Source organism: Pseudonocardia sp. (assembly GCF_050246655.1).
GTDB lineage: Bacteria > Actinomycetota > Actinomycetes > Mycobacteriales > Pseudonocardiaceae > Pseudonocardia.
Map to the genome: position 1 here is coordinate 1 of NZ_JBFWVQ010000003.1, position 21,904 is coordinate 21,904.

General features: G+C 72.7%; 25 protein-coding genes and 1 pseudogene. 13 read left to right on the forward strand and 13 right to left on the reverse strand.

All coding sequences use genetic code 11. The features are described from left to right. Positions 1–573 (forward strand): WD40 repeat domain-containing protein (locus AB7J25_RS01475; protein ID WP_428504141.1); only part of this gene is annotated, 573 nt, incomplete at its 5' end. A gap of 532 nt (positions 574–1,105) precedes the next feature. Here AB7J25_RS01475 and AB7J25_RS01480 read toward each other — a convergent pair. Then, positions 1,106–1,654: pseudogene (locus AB7J25_RS01480) on the reverse strand (TetR/AcrR family transcriptional regulator); the annotation flags it as partial. Between the two features lie 95 nt (positions 1,655–1,749). On the opposite strand from AB7J25_RS01480, the gene AB7J25_RS01485 reads away from it, so the two are divergent. Next, a complete protein-coding gene (locus AB7J25_RS01485) occupies positions 1,750–2,265 on the forward strand; it encodes a DoxX family protein (RefSeq protein WP_428504143.1) in 516 nt (171 codons plus the stop codon). Positions 2,266–2,905: 640 nt separating this feature from the next. On the opposite strand, the gene AB7J25_RS01490 is transcribed toward AB7J25_RS01485, so the two are convergent. The 3 genes from AB7J25_RS01490 to AB7J25_RS01500 all read right to left on the reverse strand — a co-directional run bounded on the left by AB7J25_RS01490 (position 2,906) and on the right by AB7J25_RS01500 (position 6,611). Further along, the gene (locus tag AB7J25_RS01490) at positions 2,906–4,714 is read right to left on the reverse strand and encodes a sigma-54-dependent Fis family transcriptional regulator (protein ID WP_428504145.1); all 1,809 of its coding nucleotides are present in this window, start codon (positions 4,712–4,714) and stop codon (positions 2,906–2,908) included. Between the two features lie 147 nt (positions 4,715–4,861). Further along, complete coding sequence (locus AB7J25_RS01495; RefSeq protein ID WP_428504147.1) at positions 4,862–5,692, reverse strand: mycofactocin-coupled SDR family oxidoreductase; 831 nt, start codon at positions 5,690–5,692, stop codon at positions 4,862–4,864. A 25-nt stretch (positions 5,693–5,717) separates the two neighbouring features. Next, a complete protein-coding gene (locus AB7J25_RS01500) occupies positions 5,718–6,611 on the reverse strand; it encodes a polysaccharide deacetylase family protein (RefSeq protein WP_428504149.1) in 894 nt (297 codons plus the stop codon). Positions 6,612–6,774: 163 nt separating this feature from the next. On the opposite strand from AB7J25_RS01500, the gene AB7J25_RS01505 reads away from it, so the two are divergent. The 5 genes from AB7J25_RS01505 (at position 6,775) to AB7J25_RS01525 (ending at position 10,012) form a co-directional block, all read left to right on the forward strand. After that, positions 6,775–7,107 (forward strand): response regulator transcription factor, encoded by a 333-nt coding sequence (locus AB7J25_RS01505; RefSeq protein ID WP_428504151.1) that lies wholly within the window; start codon positions 6,775–6,777, stop codon positions 7,105–7,107. A 60-nt stretch (positions 7,108–7,167) separates the two neighbouring features. Then, positions 7,168–7,830: a helix-turn-helix domain-containing protein gene (locus tag AB7J25_RS01510; RefSeq protein WP_428504153.1), complete on the forward strand. Its 663-nt coding sequence runs from the start codon at positions 7,168–7,170 to the stop codon at positions 7,828–7,830. Continuing rightward, positions 7,827–8,477: an arsenate reductase ArsC gene (locus tag AB7J25_RS01515; protein WP_428504155.1), complete on the forward strand. Its 651-nt coding sequence runs from the start codon at positions 7,827–7,829 to the stop codon at positions 8,475–8,477. The genes AB7J25_RS01510 and AB7J25_RS01515 overlap by 4 nt, the downstream gene beginning before the upstream one ends. After that, the gene (locus AB7J25_RS01520) at positions 8,470–9,216 is read left to right on the forward strand and encodes an aquaporin (protein WP_428504157.1); all 747 of its coding nucleotides are present in this window, start codon (positions 8,470–8,472) and stop codon (positions 9,214–9,216) included. The genes AB7J25_RS01515 and AB7J25_RS01520 overlap by 8 nt, the downstream gene beginning before the upstream one ends. Before the next feature lie 208 nt (positions 9,217–9,424). Further along, the gene (locus AB7J25_RS01525; protein ID WP_428504159.1) at positions 9,425–10,012 is read left to right on the forward strand and encodes a sigma-70 family RNA polymerase sigma factor; all 588 of its coding nucleotides are present in this window, start codon (positions 9,425–9,427) and stop codon (positions 10,010–10,012) included. A gap of 40 nt (positions 10,013–10,052) precedes the next feature. Here the strand turns inward: AB7J25_RS01525 and AB7J25_RS01530 are convergent, their stop codons facing one another. The 4 genes from AB7J25_RS01530 to AB7J25_RS01545 form a co-directional block, all read right to left on the reverse strand. Continuing rightward, positions 10,053–10,514: an ArsI/CadI family heavy metal resistance metalloenzyme gene (locus tag AB7J25_RS01530; RefSeq protein ID WP_428504161.1), complete on the reverse strand. Its 462-nt coding sequence runs from the start codon at positions 10,512–10,514 to the stop codon at positions 10,053–10,055. An 85-nt stretch (positions 10,515–10,599) separates the two neighbouring features. Beyond that, the gene (locus AB7J25_RS01535; protein WP_428504163.1) at positions 10,600–11,151 is read right to left on the reverse strand and encodes a TetR/AcrR family transcriptional regulator; all 552 of its coding nucleotides are present in this window, start codon (positions 11,149–11,151) and stop codon (positions 10,600–10,602) included. Continuing rightward, on the reverse strand, positions 11,148–11,465 hold the full coding sequence (locus AB7J25_RS01540) for a DMT family transporter (RefSeq protein WP_428504165.1): 318 nt from the start codon (positions 11,463–11,465) through the stop codon (positions 11,148–11,150). Before AB7J25_RS01540 ends, AB7J25_RS01535 begins: the two co-directional genes overlap by 4 nt. A gap of 79 nt (positions 11,466–11,544) precedes the next feature. Next, positions 11,545–12,000: a hypothetical protein gene (locus AB7J25_RS01545; protein WP_428504167.1), complete on the reverse strand. Its 456-nt coding sequence runs from the start codon at positions 11,998–12,000 to the stop codon at positions 11,545–11,547. A 92-nt stretch (positions 12,001–12,092) separates the two neighbouring features. On the opposite strand from AB7J25_RS01545, the gene AB7J25_RS01550 reads away from it, so the two are divergent. Together AB7J25_RS01550 and AB7J25_RS01555 are read left to right on the forward strand one after the other, a co-directional pair. Then, on the forward strand, positions 12,093–12,284 hold the full coding sequence (locus AB7J25_RS01550) for a hypothetical protein (RefSeq protein ID WP_428504169.1): 192 nt from the start codon (positions 12,093–12,095) through the stop codon (positions 12,282–12,284). Then, positions 12,277–13,173: a helix-turn-helix domain-containing protein gene (locus tag AB7J25_RS01555; protein WP_428504171.1), complete on the forward strand. Its 897-nt coding sequence runs from the start codon at positions 12,277–12,279 to the stop codon at positions 13,171–13,173. Before AB7J25_RS01550 ends, AB7J25_RS01555 begins: the two co-directional genes overlap by 8 nt. 164 nt (positions 13,174–13,337) lie before the next feature. Here AB7J25_RS01555 and AB7J25_RS01560 read toward each other — a convergent pair whose 3' ends face one another. Beyond that, on the reverse strand, positions 13,338–13,892 hold the full coding sequence (locus tag AB7J25_RS01560; RefSeq protein WP_428504173.1) for a hypothetical protein: 555 nt from the start codon (positions 13,890–13,892) through the stop codon (positions 13,338–13,340). 164 nt (positions 13,893–14,056) lie between these two features. On the opposite strand from AB7J25_RS01560, the gene AB7J25_RS01565 reads away from it, so the two are divergent. After that, complete coding sequence (locus AB7J25_RS01565) at positions 14,057–16,516, forward strand: glycoside hydrolase family 65 protein (protein ID WP_428504175.1); 2,460 nt, start codon at positions 14,057–14,059, stop codon at positions 16,514–16,516. A 53-nt stretch (positions 16,517–16,569) separates the two neighbouring features. Here AB7J25_RS01565 and AB7J25_RS01570 read toward each other — a convergent pair whose 3' ends face one another. Then, positions 16,570–16,788, reverse strand: a complete 219-nt coding sequence (locus AB7J25_RS01570) for a DUF1918 domain-containing protein (RefSeq protein ID WP_428504177.1) — start codon at positions 16,786–16,788, stop codon at positions 16,570–16,572. Positions 16,789–17,115: 327 nt separating this feature from the next. Between AB7J25_RS01570 and AB7J25_RS01575 the strand changes: the two genes are divergently transcribed. Continuing rightward, positions 17,116–17,385 carry a DUF1876 domain-containing protein gene (locus AB7J25_RS01575; protein WP_428504179.1) on the forward strand — a complete coding sequence of 90 codons (270 nt, stop codon included), beginning with the start codon at positions 17,116–17,118 and terminating at the stop codon, positions 17,383–17,385. 132 nt (positions 17,386–17,517) lie between these two features. Here AB7J25_RS01575 and AB7J25_RS01580 read toward each other — a convergent pair whose 3' ends face one another. After that, on the reverse strand, positions 17,518–18,312 hold the full coding sequence (locus AB7J25_RS01580; RefSeq protein ID WP_428504425.1) for an SDR family NAD(P)-dependent oxidoreductase: 795 nt from the start codon (positions 18,310–18,312) through the stop codon (positions 17,518–17,520). A gap of 110 nt (positions 18,313–18,422) precedes the next feature. Beyond that, positions 18,423–19,073, reverse strand: a complete 651-nt coding sequence (locus tag AB7J25_RS01585; RefSeq protein ID WP_428504181.1) for an FMN-dependent NADH-azoreductase — start codon at positions 19,071–19,073, stop codon at positions 18,423–18,425. Between the two features lie 111 nt (positions 19,074–19,184). Here AB7J25_RS01585 and AB7J25_RS01590 point away from each other — a divergent pair, with 111 nt between their 5' ends. Next, complete coding sequence (locus AB7J25_RS01590) at positions 19,185–19,703, forward strand: MarR family winged helix-turn-helix transcriptional regulator (protein WP_428504183.1); 519 nt, start codon at positions 19,185–19,187, stop codon at positions 19,701–19,703. Positions 19,704–19,875: 172 nt separating this feature from the next. Next, positions 19,876–20,076: a hypothetical protein gene (locus AB7J25_RS01595; RefSeq protein WP_428504185.1), complete on the forward strand. Its 201-nt coding sequence runs from the start codon at positions 19,876–19,878 to the stop codon at positions 20,074–20,076. Positions 20,077–20,946: 870 nt separating this feature from the next. Here AB7J25_RS01595 and AB7J25_RS01600 read toward each other — a convergent pair. Then, positions 20,947–21,852: a Dyp-type peroxidase gene (locus AB7J25_RS01600; RefSeq protein ID WP_428504187.1), complete on the reverse strand. Its 906-nt coding sequence runs from the start codon at positions 21,850–21,852 to the stop codon at positions 20,947–20,949. Positions 21,853–21,904: the final 52 nt, after the last annotated feature.

Sequence of the window (21,904 nt, forward strand, 5' to 3'; positions counted from 1 at the left end):
GCCGACGGGGCGGTGCGGTTGTGGGACCCGGGCAGCGGGGCGACCGGGCGGGTGCTGGAGGGCCACATCGGCGGGGTGCGGTCGGTGTGTGCGGTGCGGGTCGGGGGTCGGGAGCTGCTGGCCTCGGCCGGCGACGACGGGACGGTGCGGTTGTGGGACCCGGGCAGCGGGGCGACCGAGCGGGTGCTGAAGGGCCGCACCGGCTGGGTGCTCTCGGTGTGTGCGGTGCGGGTCGGGGGTCGGGAGCTGCTGGCCTCGGCCGGCGCCAACGGGGCGGTGCGGTTGTGGGACCCGGGCAGCGGGGCGACCGAGCGGGTGCTGAAGGGCCACACCGACGGGGTGCGGTCGGTGTGTGCGGTGCGGGTCGGGGGTCGGGAGCTGCTGGCCTCGGCCGGCGACGACCGTACGGTGCGGTTGTGGGACCCGGCGATGAAGTCCCGGCCCATCGTGGTCGGGACCAGCGTGCCGGCGTTGTCGGTCGCTCCTTTCAGTGGGGGCCTCTTCATCGGACTTTCGACAGGTGTGCTCGCTCTGCGCCTGGACGGCATCAAACCTGATCAGCCGATGCGGTGAGATCACCTGGACGATGTCAAGGGTAAGGCTGCTTCCATCGCTGAGCCGCTGTCACTTTCGCGGCCGGCTGCGTGGCGACCCGGCGGGGATCCGTGCTGCAACACCCGGGAGGCGAGGCAGCGAGCAGCATTGCGGCCTGAGGCGCACCGATCCGCTGTCGGGCCGGCGGCCGAGCACTCAGCGCCTCCGGCACTTCGGGGAGATGTTCCACCCGTCCCACGCCGACGTGGCATCACATGTGGCGCGAAACGAGGTCAACGAGCGGTGTCAGCGGTGCGGATGAGGTCCGCCGCGCAACCGTTGTCGCAGGTAGAGGCCATGGTCAAGACGGACGGCTTGCCTTGTAAACAGTAGGTCGTCGGTTCGATCCCGACCTCCGGCTCCAGGTTCTGACCAGTAGTTTCCCATTCGGCGTTGGCCACCGGCGCCGTCAGGCTTCTTCAGTTCGAAGCAGTGAGGAAGGACGTCCCGCGCTCGGCTGGGAGACACCTGGGTCTCTGCGCTCCGGCTGGGCGTCCTCGGATCCCGGGCGGAAGAGGACGCCTGCGACGGCGCGGGCCTCGGCCTCGGGATCGTGGCCGAACTCCGGCGGCAGGCCACCGGTGACCCACAGGGTGGCGAAGCCGTGTACCAGCGACCAGGCAGCGATGCCGGTGAGGCGGGGGTCGGCGCCCGCGCGGCCGCCGACCGAACCCACTCCCCCGGCCAGTGCCGCACCGGCCCGTCTGCGCGCGGCGATGAGGTCGGGATTGTCGGCGTGGTAGAGGTCGGGCCGGAACATCACCTCGAAGTGCGCACGGTGCGCGACCGCGAAGGTCACGTACGCCACGCCCATGTCGAGGAAGCTGCCCGTGCCTTCCAGCGCGGCGGCCAGCAGGTTGAAGCCTTCGACGGCGACCGCGGTGAGCACCCCGGCCTTGTCGCCGAAGTGGTGGGCGGGGGCGGCGTGGGAGACGCCGGCCCGGCGCGCGAGGTCGCGCAGGCTCACGCTCGCTGGACCGCGCTCGGTGATGACGTCGACGGCGGCGCGCAGCACCGCCGCACGCAGATCTCCGTGGTGGTAGGGGCGGGGGGTGGACACGGTCACAGGCTAGACGGCGCATCTTTCCGTTGACAAGTTTCGCGTGGAAGCGCAGACTAGTCACTGTCAAGTTCACATCAGCCTAGGGACGCACCATGGCTCCACTCGTCGTTCTCAGCACCGTCACCCTGCTGCTGCTCGCCGCCGGCGCCGCCGGTGTGCGGCGGCTCCGCCCCTGGCCGGTCGCGCTGCGGGGCGGCCTCGCCGCGATGTTCACACTGACCGGGCTGTCGCACTTCATCGGCATGCGCGCCGACCTGATCAGCATGGTGCCACCGGCACTGCCCGAGCCGGCTCTGCTCGTCACGGTCACCGGCATCCTCGAACTCGCTGGCGCGGCCGGCCTGCTCTGGCGGCAGACCGCCCCCTGGGCAGCCGCCGGGCTCTCGGCCCTGCTCGTCGCGATGTTCCCGGCGAACGTGTACGCCGCGGTCGCGGGCCTGACGCTCGGCGGCGAGCCTGCGATGGCCCTGCTGCCTCGCACCCTGCTGCAGCTGCTCTTCCTCGGCGCGACGCTCACCGTGCTGGCGTGGCACGTCCGGCAGCGCCGATCGGCCACCGCGACCGCCGCCGGGGGCGGCGACCAGGCAAGGCCCGCCGTGACCATCTGAGGTTCGCCGCGATCCGCCCGGCACATGCACGCGCCCGGCCCTACCCAGGGCCGGGCGCGTGCCGACACGCGCGGCATCGTCCGGGTGGCGTCCGCGATCGTGGTCGAGAGCTACGTCAGCAGGGACGGCACCCGCGCGTCGCTTGCTCTCGATCACCGGCGCCGGGCGGGGCCGCGGCCCTCGCCATCAGCCGAAGCCTCGGATTCCGCCCGCGCGCTGACGGTCTCGGATCCGGCCGGAACTCGGAGTCCGGTCGCCGGCGGGTCGCCGCACCGTGGCGGTGGCCCCGCCACCGAACCGCGCCGACAGCGCGCGGCCGGGGCACAGCGGTGCCACAGCGGTGGGGCGGCCGTGAAGCGTGTGGCTGCGGTTCGACCGGTGACCCGGCCCCTGTGGCCGTGCCAACTCCCGCCACCGTGCACGGCAACGCGTCGTCGTGCACACGTTCCGCCGTCTGCACGGCGACGTCGCGATGTGCACGGCGCCCGAGGATGTGCACGGCCGGGCTCAGGCCTTCGCGAACTCCTCCACCGTCCCACCCGACTCGGGGCGGCGGACACCTCGGCCGACGAGTCCGCTGCGCCCGCGGCCTCGGCGCCTGGCCGGCGGGCTTCCCAGCAGCACGGTCACAGGCCCTGCCTCACCTGGTCGGGCCGGTCGAGAATCCCCCGTTGTCCCCGAGTCGGTATCGGTGGATCCGCCGGTGGAAGGTCTTGCGGGACATCCCGAGGGCGGCGGCCGCGGCGGACTTGTTGCCGTCCGACTCGACCAGGGCCTGCTGTATCGCCGCGCGTTCCATGGACTCGATCCGCGACAGCCCGGTGCGGCCCGCCGACAGGACCGAGTCCGGCAGGTCGACGCTGGTCAGCACCGGGCCTCGACGCCGGGCCAGCGCTGCACCGATCGCCGCGTGCAGCTCGCGGATGTTGCCCGGCCATGTGTGGCGGGCGAGGGCTGTGGCGGCATCGGCGGACAGCCGCGGCGGCGGACGGTGCGATCCGGCCATGGCCAGGCGGTGTTCGGCCAGGTCGTGCACGTCACGAAGGCGCTCGCGCAGCGGGGGCAGCGCGACGATCTGCAGGTCGTTGAGCCGGTCGACGAGGTTCGCCGGACCGGGATCCACCGTCGACGTGGTCACGGTCGCGACGACGAGACGGTCGCCGTGCGCCGCGCCGATGAGTTCGCTCGCCGCGCGGGCGCATCGGGGACTCAGCTCCTGGGCCTGGAGGATCACGAGGGTGCCGACCGCATCGTCCGACAACGATTCGTGCAGCATCCGGAGCCACTGCTGCGGGCCGTCGACGAGTTCGAGGCTCGCGGGCAGGAGCCGCAGATGCCCCGTGCTGTGGTGGCGGTGCAGGAACTCGGCAATGGCGCGCTTGCCGATGCCCGGCTCGCCGAGGATCGCCACGGGGCGGTCCCGCCGCAACTGCACCACGGTCCGGCAGATGTGTTGCCAGGTCGGGCTGCAGCCGGCGAGGCCGGACGCCCGAAGGCGGGCCATCGCGGCATCCGGGGGCTCCGTGAGCGACAGTCGTCGGACGGACGGATCCGATGCGAACAGGATGATCGACCCGACCGTCCGGCCTTCGACGACGACGCCCCGGAACGTGGCCGGCAGCGTCTCGCGGTCGAGCTGGACCGTGCCGGACAGGGCCGACTCCCCGAGGCGTCCGGGAACCTGCTCCCACAGCGCGCTGCGGGCGACCCCGTCGAGGACGGACGTGGCGGCGGAGTTCGCCATCATGAACGACTCGCTCACGGCGACGATCGGCCCTCGAACGGTCCTGTTCGCGAGAAGGAAGGCCTCGAGGACCGCTTGCTCCCTGTGCGTCGAGCGAGCGTGCATCTCGCGTCCGATCCGCCGTGCGAGATCGATCACCGTGGGTAGCAGGAGTCCGTTCACCTCGGCGTTCGGGCAGGCGAGGTTGACCACACCGTCGATCTGCCGGGACAAGGGGTTGCGCAGTGGAGCACCCGCGCACGTGAGCGCGTGCAGCGACTTCGCGTAGTGCTCGGGTCCGCACACCTTGACGGGGCGCATCGTCTCCAGGGCGGTGCCGATCCCGTTCGTGCCGGCGTGTTCCTCCGACAGCACGAAACCGAGACTGATCGACTCGGCCTCGAGCCGGCGCTCGAGTGCCGTCTCGCCGCTCCACCGGGCCACCACGCGCCCGGTCCGGTCGGCGAGGATCACCGAGACCGGCGATCCGGCGACACTGTCCGCGAACTGGTCGAGCACCGGTTCGGCAGCGAGCAGCAGCCGCGAATCCTCCATCGCGACAGGTGTGAAGGGCAGGTGCAGGCCATCGACCGAGACCTGGCTGAGCTGGCTGCGCCGCCAGGACGCGATGATCTCCGGGCGGACGTCGGCCGGAACCGGTCTCCCCTCGACGAAGGTCGCCCAGGCCTTGCGCAGGTTCCGTACCTCGTCAGCGCTGACGACCACGGCTGCACTCCCTTCCGCGCATGCACGTCGTCGTGCCGACAGGCGGGCGGACGGGTTGTGGGCCTGTTCGGCGAGGGGTCGGTCGAGTATGCCTCGCGGGTATGGGCGAGGCGAGGCGCCTCGGGGCGGCGGGCCCGCCCGCGCCGGTCACGGGAACTTGTTGAACGAGCCCGCGTCGACGAGATGGGCCAGGCCGGTGATGTAGCGGGCGTCGTCGGAAGCCGGGAAGAGGACCATGTTGGAGACGTCCTGCATGTCGATCAGCGCCACCGGCTGCGCGTTGAGGCTCGCCGTGCCGATCAGCTGGTCCTCGCGGGTTCCGCCCGGACCGCCGAAGAGGCTGAACGCCCACTCGTTGTCCATCATGGGTGAGTCGACGGCCGTCGGGCAGACCGCGTTGACCCGGATTCCGAGCTTGGCGGTCTCGTTCGCGAGCGCGCGGGTGATGCCGACGACGCCGTGCTTGGCCGCGGTGTAGTGGGTGATGTTGCTGAATCCCATCAAGCCTGCCGCGGAAGCGGTCATGACGATGCTTCCGCTGCCCTGCGTGATCATGTGCGGCACGACGTACTTGCACATGAGCCACACGCCCTTGAGGTTGACGCGCAGCTCCTCGTCCCACTGGGCTTCCTCGAGCTCCCAGGTCGGTACGCCACCTGCGACGATCCCGTGGTTGACGACGAGGATGTCGATGCGCCCGAACTCGGAGATCGCGGTCTCGGTGAGCCGGCGCGCGCCGTCGGCGGTCGACACATCGGCCTGGACCGCGACGCACCGCCGGTCCAGGTCCTCGATGATCCTGACCGACTCCTGCAGGTCGGCGGGTGTCGAGCCGGGGTAGCTCGTGTGCGGGAACGACTCGCAGATGTCGCCGATGACGATGTCGGCGCCTTCCGCGGCGAGCGTTCGCGCGTGGCTGCGCCCCTGCCCGCGTGCGCCGCCGGTGATCAGAGCGACCTTTCCGTCGAGCTTTCCCATGGATTCCTCCTGGAGTCGGTTTGTGTCAGGAAGTTGCGGGTGCGTGCACCGACGGCGTCGCGCACCATTTGTCGTGGGGGTTTTCCGAGCGCCATCGGGCGGCGTAGGCCCCGAGTGTTTCGAAGACCACGTTGTCGGAGTTCGCGAAGTGCTCCACGAGCCGTTCGAACATCAGCCAGCGGTGGCCGCGCCCGATGGTCTGCGGATGAAGGGTGAGAATGTAGATCCCGCCGGGGTTGCGCTCGACCGCGAAGTCGAAGTCGCCGCGCCAGATCTCCTCGACGGCGGAGGGTGGGCGCAGCCCGGGGAGGGCACCCCAGACGAACTCGAAGCACGGAACGTCGGTGAGCGCCCACGAGGCGGGGAGTTCGACCAGGTCGACGGGACCGCCGAAACGGTACGGCTGCGTGGGCGATGCCTGATCGCCTTCGCGCAGGTAGTAGGCGTTGAAGTCGTCGCCCATGAAGCTGGAGTCGTAGGAGAACCCGAACTCCTGCAGCAGCGAGACCGTCCGTGGGCTGAAGTCGAACCCGGGGGCGCGGTAGCCGGTCGGGCGGATCCCGAGAACCTTCTCGAACGCCTCGAACCCGCGCTCGAAGACCTCGCGTTCGCCGGCCTCGTCCGTCAGGCTCACGAGCTCGTGCACCCAGCCGTGATGGGCGAACTCGTGGCCGTCAGCGGCGATCGCCTTGGCGATGTCGGGGTAGGCGAGCAATGTGTGACCTGGCGTCGCGAAGGTGGCCGGAATCCTGTGCGACCGCAGATAGGTCAGGATTCGGGGCATCGCCACCGCGGCGAACTCGCCCCGCGAGATCTGTGTCGGGTTGGTACTCCCCAGCATTCCCGCCCATAGGGACAGCGCGTCGTAGTCGAACGTGATGCACACGGAAAGTGGTCGTTCTCCCGAACCGTCGGTCACGGCTGCTCCCTCGTCGATATCGGTGCGGTGCTCGTACCGCCAGATGCTGGTCGGCAGGGGGCGGTCCGGGGTGGGTCAATCTGGCCCATCGGTCGTGCAGCGGCCCCGCCGACGATGAGGCGGAGCGGCGTTCGCCGTTCGCGTCGGATCGAGAAGGGCTCACATGGACATGGGTCGGGTCGACAAGTCAGCCGCGCCCGCGGAGCTCGTCGGGTTCGTCCTCGCGCTCTGCCGCCGCTGCCTGGTCGACGACCGCTTCTGCCGGCGAACGGTGTCCCGGACCGGCGCCGGCGCTGCCGGCATCACCCGGCGCGAGCTGGAGGTCCTGGCCCTGTACGCCGACGGGCTGAGCAACAAGCAGGTGGCCCGGCGCCTGCACGTGTCGGAGACGACGGTGCGCTACCACTCGAAGAACATCCTGCGGAAGCTGTCCGCGGCGACCCGGTCGCAGGCCGTCTTCAACGCCGTCCGTGCCGGGATGCTGCGTTCACATTGACATCGGGCATATCACTCAGCAACTATTGACTCAATGAATACTGAGCAGAACGGTCGGTTGATGCGTCGGGCCGCGGTGCACGCCGCGCTCGGCGATCCCGGCCGCCTCGCGATCGTCGATGCGCTCGTCCTCGGCGAGGCGTCGCCGTCGGAGCTGCAGACGCTGCTGGCGATGCCGTCGAACCTGCTCGCCCACCACGTCAAGGTGCTGGAACGCGCCGGCGTGCTCACCCGGCACCGCTCGGAGGGCGATCGCCGTCGCACCTACCTCGCCCTCGACCCCGGCACCGTCGAGGGGCTGTGGCCTGCGCGGATGCGCGACGCCGTGCGGGTGGTGTTCGTCTGCACCGGGAACTCCGCCCGGTCCCAGCTCGCCGCTGCACTCTGGCGGGCCGAGAGCACGGTCCCGGCGGCGTCGGCCGGCACGCATCCCGCTCCTGCGGTGCATCCGGGCGCGCTCGCCGTGGCCCGGCGTCGCGGTGTGCCACTGGCTGCGGCGGCGCCCCGGCACGTCGACGACGTCCTCGCAGCCGACGACGTCGTGATCACCGTCTGCGACGCGGCCCACGAGGAGCTCGGCGATGCGCCCGGGCGGCTGCACTGGTCGGTCGCGGACCCGGTGCGCCGCGGCGACGATGCCGCGTTCGACGCCACGCTCGACGAGCTGAGCGTCCGCATCGCTCGGTTCGCCCCCGCTGTCCGCCCGGCCGAGGAGGTACCGTGACCAGCACCCACCGCCAGTTGTCCATCGACCAGCAACTCGCCCTGCGCACCGCCGCGACCCATCTGGCCCGGGAGTTCGACGGCACGTTCGGCACCGAGACCATCGAGCGGTTCCTGCACAGTTCCTACGACGCGTTCGCCGCCCGCGCCGTCGTGCTCAACCACCTGCCGCTGCTGGCCGAACGGTTCGCCCGCCAGCGCCTGCGCGCCCTGGCCAAGGTCGAGGGCCGCCAAGCCAGCGGGGTGCCGGTGGTGCTGTTCCTGTGCACCCACAACGCCGGGCGCTCGCAGATGGCGCTCGGGTTCTTCACCCATCTCGCGGGTGACCACGCGATCGCCTGGTCCGGCGGCTCCGACCCCGCCGGGCGGATCAACGACGCGGCGATCGCCGCCATGGCCGAGCGTGGCATCGACATCACCGGCGAGTACCCCAAGCCGTGGACCGAGGAGATCGTCCGCGCCGCCGACGTCGTGATCACGATGGGCTGCGGGGACGCCTGCCCGGTCTTCCCCGGCCGCCGCTACGAGGACTGGCAGATCGCGGACCCCGCCGGTCTCGACGTGGCGGAAGTCCGGCCGATCCGCGACGAGATCGAGCGCCGGGTGCATCGCCTGCTCAGCGAGATGAACGTGCCGGCCGGTGGCTGACCGCGCCCCGCTCGGCCGCAGGCTGCTGGCGGAGTTCCTCGGCACCGGGCTGCTGGTCGCCGTCGTCATCGGCTCCGGCATCGCCGCGCAGCGGCTCTCCCCTGACGACACCGGGCTGCAGCTGCTGCAGAACTCGATCACGACGGTGCTCGGGCTCGGTGTGCTGATCGTCGTGCTCGGCCCCGTATCGGGCGCGCATTTCAACCCGGTGGTGTCGGGCGTGGACTGGCTGCTGGGCCGCCGCGCCGGCACCGGGTTGTCCGGCCGGGACACGGCGTCCTACTGCGGTGCGCAGATCCTCGGCGGCGTCGGTGGTGCGGTCCTGGCCAACCTGATGTTCGCGCTCCCGCCGGTGAGCATCTCGTCCACCGCGCGGAACAGCCCGAACCTGTGGCTTGGTGAGGTGGTGGCCACCGCCGGGTTGATCGTGACGATCTGGGCGCTGGCCCGGACCGGGCGCGTCGGGCTGGTCGCCGCCGGGGTGGCGTCGTGGATCGGGGCGGCGTACTGGTTCACGTCCTCGACCTCGTTCGCCAACCCCGCGGTGACGGTCGCCCGGATGTTCAGCGACACGTTCGCCGGTATCAGCCCCTCGTCCGTGCCGGGGTTCGTCGTGGCGCAGATCCTCGGCGCCGGGGTCGGGGCACTCCTCGTCATCGCCCTGTATCCGGACGCGCCACGGATCGCGGACGACGTCGTCGTCGCACACCCCGCGCCCGTCCGCCAGGAGACCACGTGACCGACCGTGGCCGGTGCCCGCCACCCGTGCGGCGAGCGGCCGGCGCCTCGGGTCGGCGAGGACCGGCCCGCCCGATCGGCTCCCGAACCAGCTCCGGGTGTAGCGGAGCCGAGCCGCCGGTTGCGTCCTCGCGGCGTTACCGTCGTCAGTCACGGTGAAGGCGCCGCCCGGGCGCCCGGAAGCGGGAGTGAACGAAGCGGTGGTGAACATGGACGCGACCGGCCGTGCGGCGAGCGTCGACGTCGCTGAGGAGACCTGGCGGGACGTGATCGCGCAGCTTCGCGCGTTCGTCCGGCGCCGCATAGCCGATCCGGACCGGGCCGAGGACCTCGTCGGGGACATCCTGCTGCGGATCCACCGCAACCTCGGCACGGTCGACGACCGCGAACGGCTCGCGCACTGGGTCTCCGGGGTCGCCCGCAACGCCGTCGTCGACGAGTACCGCCGGGCCGGCCGTGGCCGCGAGCAGCTCGTCGCGACCCCGCACGACGTCCCCGCCGCCGAGCCGGACGACGCGAACGAGGCCCTCGATGAACTCGCCCGCTGCCTGCGCCCACTGCTGCCCGGGCTACCGGTCGAGCAGCGCCGGGCCGTCGAGCTGATCGACCTCGACGGCCTGCCCCAGGCCGAAGCCGCCCGCCGCGAGGGCGTGTCGCTGTCCGGGATGAAATCCCGCGTGCAGCGCGGCCGCCGCCGCCTCGCCGAGCTGCTCGACGCGTGCTGCGCCCTGACCCTGGACGCCCGCGGCCTGCCGATGGACTACACACCGACCTCGCGCTGCGACGGCTGCACCTGACCGCGCGGTGGCCGCCCGGCGACCACCGCGCGCCGCGCCGTCATGCGCAACAGCTGACCTCGCCGGCGTCGCCCGCGGCGCAGGTCAGCTCGCACACCGAGGTCGTCGCACCCTCCGGGTCGGCCGGGTCGTCGTCGGTAACCGCGTAGAACTCCCAGAACCCCAGCGGCACGTCCGGGGCGGCCACGAACACCTTGTGCTGCGCGGCATGGCAACACACGTCCTGCTCGGCGACCTCGGCGTGCAGCCCGGCCTGCTGGAACCGGGCCAGCGCCGCATCAACCTGCTCCGAGGTGAGCGCCTCGACACCGAGGTGGTTCAGCCCGCCGCCCGCGCCCGGCTTCTCGATCAGCACCAGCTTCAGCGGCGGGTCGGCGACGACGAAGTTGGCGTAGCCGTCGCGCCGCTTGTGCGCGGGCACGCCGAACAGGCGCTCGTAGAACTCCGTCGCCTCGGTGACGTTCTCCACGTTGAGCGCGAGCTGGATACGGGTGGTCGACATGTCGGGCTCCTCCGGTGAGGGGTTTCGGACACCCCTACTGACGTCGGAGTCGCATCCGGGACGCAGCATCGGCGCCGCGCGCCCGTCATCCGTGCGCGGCGTGCAATAGCACGGCCCGGATCGCGTCGACCGGCAGCGGTTCGAGCAGGACCTGGGTGCACAGCCCGTCGGCGGCGGCGGACACGGCGGACACGGCGAGCGGGTCGTCGGTGTGCTCCCGAGCGGCCTGTGCGACCAGGTCGGGCCAGCGGCGCGCGAGCGGGTACAGCGCCGGCCGCCGGGCCGCCAGCAGCGCGAGCTCGCGTTCGGCGATCCCGCGGCGCCTGCCGTCTCCGGCGCAGTCACCGATGAGCTCGGCGACCGCGTCGAGCGGGTCCGTCCCGGCCTGCCGCCGCGCCGCGTACTGCGCCGTGTACTCCTCGGCTGCGGCCGCGAGGGCGGCGACGAGCAGGTCGTCGAGGGTGGCGAAGTAGTACAGCGCCGAGCTCGCCGGAACTCCGGCCTCCCGGGCCACCGTCCGGTGGCTGACCCCTGCGACCCCGTCCCGCTCCACCACCGCCAGCGTCGCAGCGATGATCGCGGCCCGTCGTCGCTCGCCCCGTGCGCGCCGCCCGTCGACCCGGTCCGGCCCGCTCATCCGCCCAACTCCAGCGAGACGACCCCGCCGACCACGAGCAGCATGCCGAGTACCTGCAGCCCGGACAGCGAGTCGCCCAGCAGCACACCCGCCCCGGCGACCAGCGCGATACCCACCGCCGACCAGATCGCGTACGCCACCCCCAGCTCCATCCCTCGCCGAAGGACCTGAGCCAGGAGGTAGTACGCGGCCAGGACACCCCCGACCGCGACGAGCGTCGGGCCGAGCCGGGTGAAGCCGTCCGACAGCCGTGTCGCGACCGCCGCGATCACCTCGACGACGATCGCCCCGAGCAGCAGTAGGTAAACGACCACCGCGACCTCCTGACCTCCTCAACTTCTTGAACGATCGCACAACTTGTTCGGGCCGTTCAAGCGGTGGCCGGCGGAAAGCTCAGCACTCGGCGAGGTACACCGGATGGACGTCGAGCACGCGGTAGCGCCAGCGGCCGTCCGACCGGGGCGGCTCGGACGTGCGCTGGTAGACCGCCGTCGGACGCCCGGTGGATGTCCGATAGTGGGACATGTCGCGGCGGCTCCGGCCGCTCGACGATGGGGCCGCCCAGTGCCGGGAGGTGGTCGTCATGGTGGAGCCCACGGATCGGCGGCGCCTGCTGGTGACCGCCCGCGACCGGTTCCTCGAGGGCCGCGACTCGTACCTGCGCAGCGTGCCCGCCCACGTGGCCGCGTCCTGGCGGCGGTGCGTCTCGTCGGGTGTGCAGCCGGACGTCGTGTCGAGCGAGTACTTCACCGACGTCGACTTCGGCTCGCGACTGGTCCACTGTGCACAGCCCGTGATGGGCCAGGTCGCCGAGCAGATCGCCGACATGCCCATGTGCCTCGCGCTCACGGACAACCAGGTCCGCCTGCTCACCCGGCGCGACAGCGACCCCGAGTTCGGGCGGCTCGTCGAACGGGTGTGTTTCGCGCGGTCGGCAGGCGGTGCTCGCGGTCGGGCCCCGCCTGGTGATGGCCAACCCGGCCATGCAGGCGCTGGTGGACCCGGGCGACCGGGAGGTGCTGCTCGAGCACATGCGCTTCGTGATGCAGCGCCACCCGACCGTCGACGAAACCGTGGACCTGCCGTCCGGGGTGCAGGTGCCGGGTGCGCGGCTCGACGATCTCCGTGGGTAGCGACGTGGCCGGCATGGTCGCCGTCGTCACGGCGCTCCGCGGGGCCGGTGACGCCACGGCGCCTGCACCTCGGGCGGCCGGGTCCGGAGCGCCTGTGACCGGCGGCTGCCCGGCCTGGCTGGCAGCCGCGTCGACGGTCGAGGCGGCGTTGCGCTCGAAGGCTCCGGTGCTGGTCCTGGGGGAATCGGGAACCGGCCGGACGACCCTGCTGGCGGACCTGTTCGCCCGGCTCCACGACGGCGGTCGCGCGGTCAGCCTGTCGGCCGACGCGGTGGAGGCCGCGCCGCAGGACATCGCGGACCGGCTGACGCGGACGTCGAGCCGGCCCATCCTGCACATCCTGCGCGACGTCGACTCCCTGTCGACGCGGACGGCCGAGATCCTCGCCGCGGCGCTCGGACAGCACCCGCTGCACCTCGCCGCCACCGCGACCGACGGTGGGCGGCCGGACGCGCCGTACCACCCGTTGCTGGCCGTCTTCCGGGCATCGGCGACCGTGCCACCGCTGCGGCACCGCGGATCCGCCATTCAGTCCCTGGTCGAGTCGGTGCTCGCCGATCTCGCACCGCGCCGGGAGGTGCGGCTGTCCCGGGACGCCCTGCGGGTGGTCGGGCAGTACCACTGGCCCGGGAACGTGCGCCAGCTCGTCGACGCGCTCACCTCGGCGCTGCGGCGCCGTCCCGTGGGCCGCATCGAGGCGGAGGACCTGCCCGCGTACTGCCACAGCACACCACGACATGTGCTGCGGCCCGTCGACGAGATCGAGCGCGACGCGATCGTCGCCGCATTGCGGGAGGCCAGCGGGAATCGGGTCGCGGCGGCTGCGGCACTGGGTCTCGCGCGGTCCACCCTGTACCGCAAGATCCGCCATTACGGGATCACCGCCTGAATCTGTCCCATCTGGTCGGCGCGTGCGAGCATTCGAGGCGGCCCGGATGTCGGTGGACCTGGCACTGGAACCGAGGCCTGGTTGACGTACGTCAGGCAGAAGTGCGAGGACGAGGCGGCCGCGGGGCACCCGACCTTCCCGCGACGCTGATGACCCCCGCCCTCTCAGCGGCTCGCGGTGACCGCCCTGAGGGTGGGCACGACCGCGCCGTTCCCCGGCTCGACGGCGAGCAGGAGCCAGGAGCGGATCGCGGACACGCGCGACATGCGCCGGTAGAACGGTCCGAGCTCGTCCGCGATCGCGGCGGTCGGCAGCACCCGCGGCTGCTCGACGGCGTAGCGGGTGCCCCCGACGACCAGCGTCGCGCGACCGGACGCCTGGATGTTGCGCAGCCAGTCCACGTCGGTTCCGTAGGGCAGCGGCACGGCGAACCCGGCCCGCAGCGGCCGGGCAACGACCGGCGTGGCGCGGGCGAGCCCGGAACGGCGGCCGACGTGCTCCAGCCGCGCGGCGTACCAGTGCCTGCGCCCGGCGAGGTGCAGCATCGCCGGGTTGAGGATGTTCCGGTTGAACCGGCGAACCCCGTCGAGCACCGCGGGGCGGTGCCCGCGGAACGCCACGGCGGCGATCACCGGCGCCGCCACCAGGGCGGCGGCGATCCCCCGGACGACGGGTCGGCGCCACCACGCCCGCCGGAGCGACCGTTCCCTCTGCTGCATTCGCCCTCCCTCCGGAGCCTGCCTCACCATCCGCGCCCGGCCCGGTCCCGGCCAGAGCCTTCCGGCCGTCGCTTCCGGGCAGCACGTCCCGCTCGCCGAGGCGATCGGCCGACCGGGCCCGGGCGGGCTCTACGTTCGAGTGGACACCCAGGGGAGGAGCGGTCGTGGAGGACGCGTGGGCGCTGGAGTTCGACGGATGGGACCCGGCGGACGAGGGACGGCGCGAGGCGCTCGGCACGCTGGGCAACGGCCGGTTCGCGACCCGCGGCGCGGCGCCGGAGTCGGTGGCGGACGGCGTGCACTACCCCGGCACCTACGCGGCGGGCTGCTTCAACCGGCTGACCGACGAGATCGACGGCCACACCGTCGAGAACGAGAGCATGGTCAACCTGCCGAACTGGCTCGACCTGCGCGTCGCGGTCGGGGACGGGGACTGGGTGGCGTTGTCCGGGGTCCGCGTACTCGTGCACCGCGTCCGGCTCGACCTGCGGCGCGGGATCCTGATCCGGCAGCTGCGCTTCACCGACGCCGACGGCCGGACCACCTCGATCCGGCAGCGCCGGTTCGTGCACATGGGCCACCCGTACCTGGCCGGCCTGCAGACGGTCGTCACGGCCGAGGACTGGACCGGGCGGCTACGGGTCGAGTCGGGCATCGACGGCCGGGTGACCAACGGCGGAGTGCGGCGCTACCAGGGCCTGGCGGACCGCCATCTCGAGGTGCTCCGGACGGACGCCCCCGACGACTCGACGCTGCTGATGCTGGCCCGCACGGTCCGCTCCGACGTGCGGATCGCCGTGGCCGCGCGCACGACGGTGAACACGCCGGACGGCGACCGTCGCCGTCACGAGGAGCCGGGCCGCATCGCGCACGAGCTGGAGCTGACCGCTCGGGCCGGGGAGCCGGTCGTGGTGGACAAGGTGATCGCCCTGGTCACGTCGCGGGACCCGGCCGTCTCCGAGCCGAGCGGTGCGGCCGTCGACGCGCTGGGGGCGGCCCCCGGGTTCGACGAGCTGCTCGGAAGCCACGAGCTGGCGTGGCACCAGCTGTGGCGGCGGTTCCACCTCGACCTCACCGACGGTCAGGACGCCCACGACGGGAGCCCGGCGGCCGCCGAGACGCTGCGCACCCTGCGGTTGTCGATCTTCCACCTCCTGCAGACGGTCTCGCCGCACAGCGTCGATCTCGACGCGGGCCTGCCCGCACGGGGACTGCACGGGGAGGCCTACCGGGGACACGTGTTCTGGGACGAGCTCTTCGTGTTCCCGGTGCTCACCCTGCGGCTGCCAGGGCTCGCCCGCGCGCTGCTGCGCTACCGGACCCGGCGTCTCGACGCGGCCCGCAGAGCGGCGCGCGAGGCCGGGCACGCGGGGGCGATGTACCCGTGGCAGTCCGGCAGCGACGGGCGTGAGGAGTCGCAGCGCGTCCACCTCAACCCGCTCTCCGGGCGTTGGCTCCCCGACACGAGCCACCTCCAGCGCCACGTCGGGCTGGCCATCGCCTACAGCATCTGGGAGTACTACCAGGCGAGCGGTGATCTCGAGTTCCTCGCCGACCACGGCGCCGAGACGCTTCTGGAGATCGCACGCTTCTTCGCAGGCCTCGCGACCTACGACGCCGCGCGCGACCGCTACCGGATCCGCGGGGTGATGGGGCCCGACGAGTACAGCACGCGCTATCCCGGCGCAGCCGAGCCCGGCATCGACGACAACGCCTACACCAACGTGATGGCGGTCTGGCTGCTGCTGCGCGCGCGGGACGTCCTCGACGTGCTTCCCGCGATCCGGCGGGCCGAGCTGCTGGAGCGCCTGGAGCTGGGACCCGCCGAGCTGCTGCGCTGGCGTGACGTCAGCCGCAGGATGTACGTCCCGATCGCCCCCGACGGCGTCATCAGCCAGTTCGAGGGCTACCACGACCTTCCGGAGCTCGACTGGGACGACTACCGGCGCCGCTACGGTGGCGACATCCAGCGGCTCGACCGGATCCTCGAGGCCGAGGGGCGCTCGGTCGACGACGTCAAGGCGTCCAAGCAGGCCGACGTCCTGATGTTGTTCTACCTGCTGTCGGCCGACGAGCTGCGGGAGCTGCTCGGAGATCTGGGCTACGAGCTGGCACCGGACGCGATCCCACGCACCATCGAGTACTACCTCGCGCGCACCAGCCACGGCTCGACGCTCAGCGCGCTCGTCGGCGCCTGGGTGCTCGCCAGGGCCAACCGGGAGCAGGCCCTGGAGCACTTCGAGCGGGCGCTGCGCAGCGACGTGGCGGACCTTCAGGGCGGCACCACCGCGGAGGGCATCCACGTCGGCGCCATGGCGGGATGCGTCGACCTGCTGCAGCGGTGCTTCGGAGGCCTGGAGACCCGCCAGGACGCGCTGTGGTTCAACCCGAACTGGCCGCGGCGGTTCGGCGGGCTCGAGTTCGCCGTCGAGTACCGGGGACAGCCGTTGACGGTCCGCGTCTCCGGCCGGGCCGTGCGGGTCCGCTCCGAGCCCGGGCCCGGCCGGGTCGTGCGCGTCGGGTGCGGCAGGCAGGTGCACGACCTGCATCCGGGTGACGCGGTCGAGTTCGTCGCCCACCGGCGGGGCTCCGAGTCCGGCCCGGTGGTCGACGGCCGGGTGTGAGGGGCTGCTCCGTGACCGGCAGTGCCGTGCCAAGTGCCGTGCCGAGTGCCCTGTCAGTCGTCGTCCACGCGGATCGACGGTGGGACGGGATGCGGTTCGATACGCGCCTCCGGGCCGGGGAACACGACCGACTCGTGGCCGTCCTCCACCCACCGCACGCGGTAGGGAGGTGAGCCGTCGGCGTGCTGCACCTCCAGGATCTGACCCTGCCGACGTCGGTCGTCGACCTTCCTGCCCTCGATGATCAGCCAGTCCCCGACCTTCGCCCTCATCGCTGCCCTCCTCGCGCGCCGACCCCAGCCTGGGCCACTCGACCGCACCTCGCCAGGGTTTCCACGCCGCGGGGCGGGCCGGGTCACGCCGCGACAGGACGTGCCAGCGGCCGCAGGCGCCTACGGGTGCCGGGTGGGTGGCAGCCATGAGCCTCCTGCAGGGTTCGGGCGGGTAATTCGATGCCGGTTGCGGGTCTTCCGCCACCTCCCCCGCCGGCGCCGCCGCAGGAGCATGAAGGGGCGGGGTCGCCGCCGGACGGGACCGGGCACGGCGCGCACCGCCCGCCGGGACGCGCCGGGCGTGACCGGCAGGGGAGAGGAGGAACGATGAACGTCGCGAAGCAGTGGACCGTCGTCATCGACATCGACGAGCACGACGGCCGGACCCGGGCGGTCGCCCGGTTGGACGCCCACGGCGCCGAGGATCTGGTCGGCACGGGGCTCGCCCGGTGCAACCCGGCCGACCGGGACGTGCCGGAGATCGGCGACGAGCTGGCCGCGGCCCGTGCGCTGTCCGACCTGGGACACCGGCTGCTCGACGCGGCGGCGGGCGACATCGAGCAGATCGTCCGGCGGCCGGTGCATCTGGACCGCTGACCGCCACGCGCGACGGCCCCTCCCCGGGATCCGCGGAGGGGCCGTCCGCTCGCGGTGTCCCGTCCACCGGCAGCGGCGGCCCCGGCCGTCCGGCCGCTGCTCGGCCGGTGTGTGCGGTGCACGCCGCACGGATCAGGGCAGGATCGCGTCGACGTAGCCGCCGTCCACCCGGATCGCCCCGCCCGTCGTCGCCGACGCGAGCGGCGAGCTGAGGTAGGCGACCATGTTCGCGATCTCGGCCGGCTCGATGAGTCGCTGCAGCAGCGACTGCGGGCGGTGCTCGCGCATGAAGGTGCGCTGGGCCTGTTCCCACGGCTGGTCCGCGCCGACCATCTGCTCGACGAGCTCCTCGACGCCCCCGGTGTGGGTCGGCCCGGCCAGCACCGAGTTGACCGTCACCCCGGTGCCGGCGGCGACCTTCGCGAAGCCGCGGGTCACCGCGAGCTGGGCCGTCTTCGTGACCCCGTAGTGCACCATCTCGACCGGGATGACGACCGAGGAGTCGCTGGAGATCGACAGTACCCGGCCGAACCCGCGTGCCATCATCTCCGGCAGGTAGGCGCGGATCAGGCGCACCCCGGCGAGCACGTTGATCTCGAAGTAGCGGCGCCACTCGGCGTCGTCGATCTCCAGGGCGGGGCGGGCGCCGAAGATCCCCAGGTTGTTGACGAGGATGTCGACCGAGGGCACCTCGAGCAGCAGGTCGTCCACCGCCTCGCCGTCGGTCAGGTCGGCGACGACGCCGCGCACCGTCGCGTCCGGGACCGCGTCCCGGATCCGGGCCGCCGCCGCCTCCACCCTGCCGCCGACACGCCCGTTCACCACGACGGCCGCGCCCGCCTGCGCCAGCCGCGTGGCGATCGCGTGACCGATGCCCTGGGTCGAGCCCGTCACCAGGGCGACCCGGCCGCCGAGATCGATGTCCAGGGTGCTGCCGGTGGTCGACACGGGATCCTCCTCGTCGGGAGCCCCCATCCTGCCCGGGACCGCCGACGCTCGGAGGTGCGGCGCCCCGCGGTCGTCGGCGCGGTGCGCCGCTAGGCGGCCCGGGCCGGGACGAGGGTCCGCGCAGCGGCGCGCGCGGCGTGCACCGCGTCGGTGCGCATCTGCTCCGCGACCTCGACGAACTCGTCGAGAGTGGGGTTGACCCCGGCGAGGGTGAACTCGCGCTCGACGACGGTGAGATCGGTCCCCCAGACGTCGCCGACGATGCGGGTGAGGTAGCCCGTCGAGTGGTCCCAGCCGTGCCGCGGGGTGCCCGGGCCGTACGCGCCGCCGCGCACGGTGACGAGGACCGTGGGCTTGCCGGCCAGCATCCCGGCACCGCCGTTGACGGCGCGGGGGTCCGCGGTGACGAGGTCGATCCAGCCCTTGACGTGCTGGGAGACGCCGAAGTTGTACATCGGGACGGCCAGCAGGAGGGCGTCCGCTGCGTGCAGCTCGTCGAACAGCGTCGCGGCGAGCCGGGAGGCCTCCCGCTGCTCCGCGGTGTGCTGCTCGGGCGAGGTCTGTGCGGCGCCGAGGGCCAGCGGCCAGGCATGGGCGGGGACCGGGTCCGTGCCGACGTCGCGGCGCACGACGGGGGAGCCCGGGTGCACAGCGCGCCACTCGGACTCGACGACGTCGGCGAGCTCGCGGCTGGCGGAGCCGTCCAGCCGGATGCTGGCGTCCAGTCGAAATAGGGTCATGCCGGGCCTCCCGTGGGTTCGATTACTTCATGCGTGAAGTTGCGCTCGTACGGTATCACTTCATGTGTGAAGTCACGAGGGAGGCCGTGCCGCCCCGATACGCTGGGCGGCATGGCAAGCCCGACCGGTCCGGACGTCTCCGAGACCAGTGACGCACCGGTCCGGTGGCTCTCCGAGGAGGAGACCGGCGCCTGGAAGGCTCTCGTCAGCCTGCTGCTGCAGCTCACCGGTCCGCTGGACGCCCAGCTCCAGCGCGACTCCGGCCTGAGCCTGTTCGAGTACCTCGTGCTCAGCAGCATGTCGATGGCCCCGGGGAGGGCGCTGCGGATGAGCGAGCTCGCCCGGCTCGCCAACGGATCGCTCTCGCGGCTGTCGAACGTCGTCAAGCGGCTGGAGGCCGCAGGCTGGGTGCGGCGCTGCCCGGACCCGGTCGACGGGCGCTACACCGTCGCCGCGCTGACCGACGAGGGTTTCGCCGTGGTGGAGGCGGCCGCGCCGGGCCACGTCGACGCGGTGCGCCGGCTCGTGATCGACCCCCTCACCGCCGCGCAGCAGCGCTCCCTCACCGCGATCAGCGCGCGGCTCCTGGCCGCGATGCAGAGTTCGGGCGAGGGCGCCGGCACCTGCTGATCGGCGGTCCGCGGTCGCTGATCGCCGTCCGCACGACCCGATCGAGGGTTGCTCACCGTGTCCGCCGATGTGCCCCTCAGGGTGACGATCGTCCCGCCGGACGGGGAGGCCACACCTTCGGGTGATGTCGCTCGTTGGACCGATCGTGACGGACCCGACGGGGAGGCGCGAAATGACGTCGACACTGCAGCGGCTCCGCCGCGCGTACCGCACCGCGAGGAACGCCCGCGACGACGCGCGCCGCCAGGCCCGCCTCGCCACCGCCGGGCGCGGCTACCTGATCACCGACGTCGACGCGCTCCTCGACTCGGGGGAGCCCCCGATCGGCGACGGGTACCTGTTCGTCCCGAACGTGCACGCCGCCCGCGGCTGACCTGGCGGGGTGGGCGTCCGCCGTCGGGGCCTACCTGGTGGGGCACGGCTCGTTGCGCGGGGGGCCGCCTGCTGCTGCGCGGGGCGGCGGGGCCTGCGAGGGTGGTGCTGGGGCTGGGGCTGGTCGCCGGTTGGGCTGGTCGCCGGTTGGGCTGATCGCCGGTTGGGCGGGGTGCCCGGCTGTGGCGCGTGGGTGTCGCCGCTTCGCAGGGTCTGGGTGCGCTTCGCAGATGCTGCGGCGTCTGCGAAGGGTGTGCGAGGTCTGCGGGGACTGCGGTGGGCTCTGCGAAGCAGCGGTGGGGGTCTGCGAGGACTGCGGTGGGGTCTGCGAGGGCGGCGGCGGGGTCTGCGTGGGCGACGGGCGGGGTTGCGAGGGCAGCGGGCGGGGTTGCGAGGGCAGCGGTGCGCTCTGCGAGGGTGGTGCCTGCCGCGCGGTCGATGGGTTGATGGTCCGCCGCCGGGTCGCCCGGCGCTGGGGCTGGTCGCCGACCGGGCGGGGTGCCGGGCTGTGGTGCGTGGGTGTTGCTGCTTCGCAGGGTGTGGGTGCGCTTCGCAGGTGCTGCGGCGTCTGCGAAGGGTGTGCGGGCTCTGCGAAGCAGCGGTGGGCTCTGCGAAGCAGCGGTGGGATCTGCGAAGCAGCGGTGGGATCTGTGAGGGCTGCGGCGGGGTCTGTGAGGGCTGCGGCGGGGTCTGTGAGGGCTGCGGCGGGGTCTGTGAGGGCGAGGGCGGGGTCTGCGAGGGCGAGGGCGGGGTCGGCGGCGGGCCTGGGCCCGGCCGGTGGTCCGGCCCGGTCGGTGGTCCGGCCCGGCCGGTGGTCCGGCCCGGCCGGCGGCCCGGCCCGATCCCCGGGTCAGACCCCGCCGCGGATCCTTCAGTCCTCGTCCGGCGGCGCGTACGCGGCCAGCGCCTCCACCGGCGGGACCGTGTAGTACGCCCCGGTGACCGGCGTCAGGTATTGGGTGAGCGCGCACCGGATCCCGTCAGCGGCCCCGGCCATGCGGCGCAGCATCTCCGCGAGGCGCCACTGCCGCGCCGCGAACCCGACGAAGACCGTGCCGTGCTCGGTGACGCCGCCGTAGGCGACGTTGCGGCGGAAGATCTTCTGCTCCTCGCCGTCGAGGACCAGCGTCGTGCGCGCGACGTGGGCCGTCGCCGGCATGGTGGCGTCGTCGAGCTCGATGCTGTCGGGCTTCGTGCGGCCCATCGCCAGCTCCTGGTCGCGCTGCGTGAGCGCCTCCCAGCCGATCTGGTCGTGCACCCATTTCTGGACGAGCACGACGCTCGACCCGGCCCCCGGCTCGCCCTCGGCGACGCAGGCCACCGCGCGCGCCTCCAGCAGCGACGGGTTCTCCGTGCCGTCGATGAACCCGGTGAGGTCGCGGTCGTGGCGGTAGTGCCAGCCGGTCAGCTCCGAGGCGACGGTCGTGAGGTCGCGCAGCCGCCCGATGACCAGGCGCCCGTTGTCGAACACGAGCGTGCGGTCCGCGCCCGCGATCCACACCCACGCGTCGTGCTGGGTGGCGGGCATCCCGAACCCGTCCACGCCCGCGAGATCCTCGGTCCACCCGGCGGCGTCCGGTGGGCCGTCGCCGAGACCGGCCCACAGCTCAGGGCGCAGGCCGACGACCACGTTGACGCCGCTGGTCGTCGCGAACGGCTCGGCGAGGCCCGCCAGCGCGCGGATCAGCTCCTCGGCGGTGTGGCCCGGTCGCAGGTCCAGCTCCAGGTAGCAGTGCTCCGGTGTGCCCGACGCGAAGATCCCCGGTTGTGGTGTCACGAGCGAAGCATGCCCGCGCGGCCCGGAATCGTCGCAACCGAGGTGGGGTTCG